The following is a 3,097-nucleotide window of genomic DNA, read 5'->3' on the forward strand; positions in this document are numbered from 1 at the left end:
CGCTGCAAAATACTAAGTACCAGTCGCAGATTTCCCTGAATAAATTCTTCTCTTGCCTCCATGTTGCCTTTTTTTATTTCCTGAAACAGTTCTTTTTTTCTTTTTTCACTTAAAAGCGGCAACTTAGATGTGTTTACACCACATATTTCAACTTTAAAAAGAGCCATAAAAATCCCCCTGCAAAATATCTTTCATAGATATAATTTGCCCAATTTATGGCTCCCTATTCTTAATTATTATATTTATTCAAATTTTACTATTTCCCTTTTTAACCTTTTAATTATTTTCTTTTCTAATCTTGAAATATATGACTGGGATATTCCAAGGCTGTCTGCCACCTCCTTTTGCGTCATTTCCTCCCCATCAACGTTGTTTAATCCGTAACGCATTTCCACAATTACCTTCTCTCTGGTATTTAGTTTTTCTATAGCCTTATATAAAAGCCTTTTCTCCACCTCATTTTCAATTCCTCTTGAAATAACATCTTCATCGGTTCCTAATATATCGGAAAGTAATAATTCATTTCCGTCCCAATCCACATTCAGCGGTTCATCTATAGAAACCTCCAGCTTAGTTTTATTGTTTTTTCTTAAATACATTAATATTTCATTTTCAATACATCTTGACGCATATGTAGCCAGCTTTATGTTCTTAGTTGGATTAAAGGTGTTAATTCCCTTTATCAGTCCGATGGTTCCTATGGATATTAAATCCTCCACTCCCACACCTGTATTATCGAATTTCTTTGCAATATATACAACTAACCGCAAATTATGTTCAATAAGCTTAGAACGTGCCTCCATGTTTTCCTCTTCAATTAAGCTTTTTATACACTGATATTCCTCTTTGGCACTAAGAGGCGGTGGCAGCACTTCATTTCCTCCTATGTAATGTAAATCCCCCTCTTTTTTTATTATTATTCCACTAAAAAATGGCAATTTATTAATATTTACAAAGGTTTTTATTGTTTCTAAAAGCATTGTATTCTCCTTATTTATTTAATATATCCGGGTTCAAAATCATTTCATACTTATTATTTTGGCTTAATTTTCCTTTATATATTCCTATTATTGCCTTTTCCGTGGTAATGTCATTGACTACAAGTTTATCTACCACAAAAGCTTTCATCAGTCCGTGGGATTTTCCAACAGTATTATAGGGTACAAAAATATATTTCATATTCTCCATATCGGCTTCTGCCAGTTTATCCTCCTCAATAATTGATACCGGCTTTTTTGTGACAGGTTCTATAAGGCTGTTTCCCGTGTCCCGCAATGCTATCGCCGAGATTTTAGTGTCATTAATAAACAGGTAAGCCGTATAAATATTCCCTACTCTTTTTATATAGTTCAAAATTTTTTCCCTTCCATACTTCACAATAACGCATACCATTATTCCCACAAGCAATATAATAAAAATATTTGTTTTTCCATAATATGTATTTTGAGCTCCCTGCACTATATTTTTATTTTCCAAATTAAAATACAGAAGGTTAAGAAGTCCGTTAAGTAGAAATGTTATGGAATATAAAATTGCAATATTTCTTAAATTAGCCTTTAAATTGTCCCCACCAAATGCAATTACAATAAGAACTTCTGCCATAATCATATATGTTAAAAAGTATGTTATCCCCCCTTCCAACTTTAACATTAATACAATTGTTGCATATATTCCTCCGATTATGGCAGAAATAACGGTTCTTGCAATATGTTTCTTTGTTTTAATTATTATTCCTAATATAAGCAAAACTAAGAAATCCATTAGGAAATTAAATCCAAAATAAACATCTAAGTATATAGTTTGTGTCATCTTTGTCCCCTTTTAAGTTAATTATACCCATATGTTTTTTAAAAGTCTGTCGAAGTGTGCACCGGTTGAAAATTTAATCATATATATATTCCATTGGTTAAGCTTTTTTCTTAAATACATGCCTATAAATAAAACACATAGTCACCTGTGCAAGTTAATATGTATTAAGCACAAAAAAGGACACCCGATACATTACACTCGTTAATGTACCGGATGCCCCGATTCAAATACCTTTTCCTCTAAAATATTATCAAATAAAACTACTTAATAAACTACCTCTCCCTCCAAACTGGGGATAAATCCGTTTCTCTTCAAATGACTTCCTTGTCATTCTCCCACTTCTACTATCATTCTATTCACTTCTTCGTATTCTTTATCCGTAAGACCTTCCTACATCCTAATTACTTATATGCCTTCTTTAAAATATTTATTTTAATGTTCCAGGCTTCCCATCCGTAGCATCTTACCTTTTGTTATCAGCTGTTTCCGATACAACCTTTAACTTCTACGAAGCATTCTCTAAATTTATATGACAATATTTTTAGAAGATTTTCTGTATTTAGTTTTCTTGTTTGTAGTTACAATTTACTATATTTTTTTGATTTTGTAAAGTATTTTTGTGCATTTTATTCAATTTTTGTCGATTTCGACAATACAGAATAGTTTTAAACAATTTTATGAAACGTTTTTTTGTCGTTTTGCACAGAAGAAAAAATATATGCCAAATGTATTTAATTTACTTTGATTGTTCTTTCTTTGCTAATTCATTATCAATGTATTCTTTCACAAAATTATCATTTTGATAATTAATAATCATAAGTCCCTGTTCATCGATAAATGCAAGTTTTTCCTTATCCTTGTCCATATATGTAATATATAATGTTGTTTTTAACAAATCCATAGATGAAACTTTTTCTTTATAATCTAAAGTATACTCAAAAGAAACTTTGTCTCCTTTTTTCACCGATATACCATCAGAAAAATCAGTCTTATTTCCGTTGACTTTTACTGCCAAATTATTAATTGAAACAAAGTCAAGACAATTAAATTCACTTATTGTGCAATCATTTTGAATTTCTAAAGTAATTATCTGAACATCATTCTTTGGAATATTTTGAAACAAAAAAGTTTTTTCACAATCATATACAAAATCTCTTTTTTTAGTATTATATTTTTCGCCCCAATAACCTTCCGTGTTAGCAAAATGCATTTTTGAAATATTATATTTTATATTCTGATTATTAACATTAATGTTTACAGAGTCTACTGAAAAATCTGCTTTTACATC

General features: G+C 30.2%; 3 protein-coding genes and 1 pseudogene. All 4 read right to left on the reverse strand.

What is annotated here, in order from left to right; translation table 11 throughout:
• Nucleotides 1–167 (reverse strand): annotated as a pseudogene (locus tag Q5O30_RS07800) (RNA polymerase sigma-G factor); the annotation flags it as partial.
• Nucleotides 168–242: 75 nt separating this feature from the next.
• Complete coding sequence (sigE, locus tag Q5O30_RS07805) at nucleotides 243–980, reverse strand: RNA polymerase sporulation sigma factor SigE (RefSeq protein WP_021953195.1); 738 nt, start codon at nucleotides 978–980, stop codon at nucleotides 243–245.
• A gap of 10 nt (nucleotides 981–990) precedes the next feature.
• Nucleotides 991–1,809 carry a sigma-E processing peptidase SpoIIGA gene (locus tag Q5O30_RS07810; protein WP_021953196.1) on the reverse strand — a complete coding sequence of 273 codons (819 nt, stop codon included), beginning with the start codon at nucleotides 1,807–1,809 and terminating at the stop codon, nucleotides 991–993.
• Nucleotides 1,810–2,545: 736 nt separating this feature from the next.
• Nucleotides 2,546–3,097: hypothetical protein (locus Q5O30_RS07815; protein WP_302674642.1), on the reverse strand; the 552-nt coding region annotated here is incomplete at its 5' end.

Origin of the sequence: Eubacterium sp. CAG:161 (assembly GCF_000432355.1) — a bacterium.
In the GTDB taxonomy this organism is placed as follows: Bacteria; Bacillota; Clostridia; order Lachnospirales; family Lachnospiraceae; genus Eubacterium_G; species Eubacterium_G segne.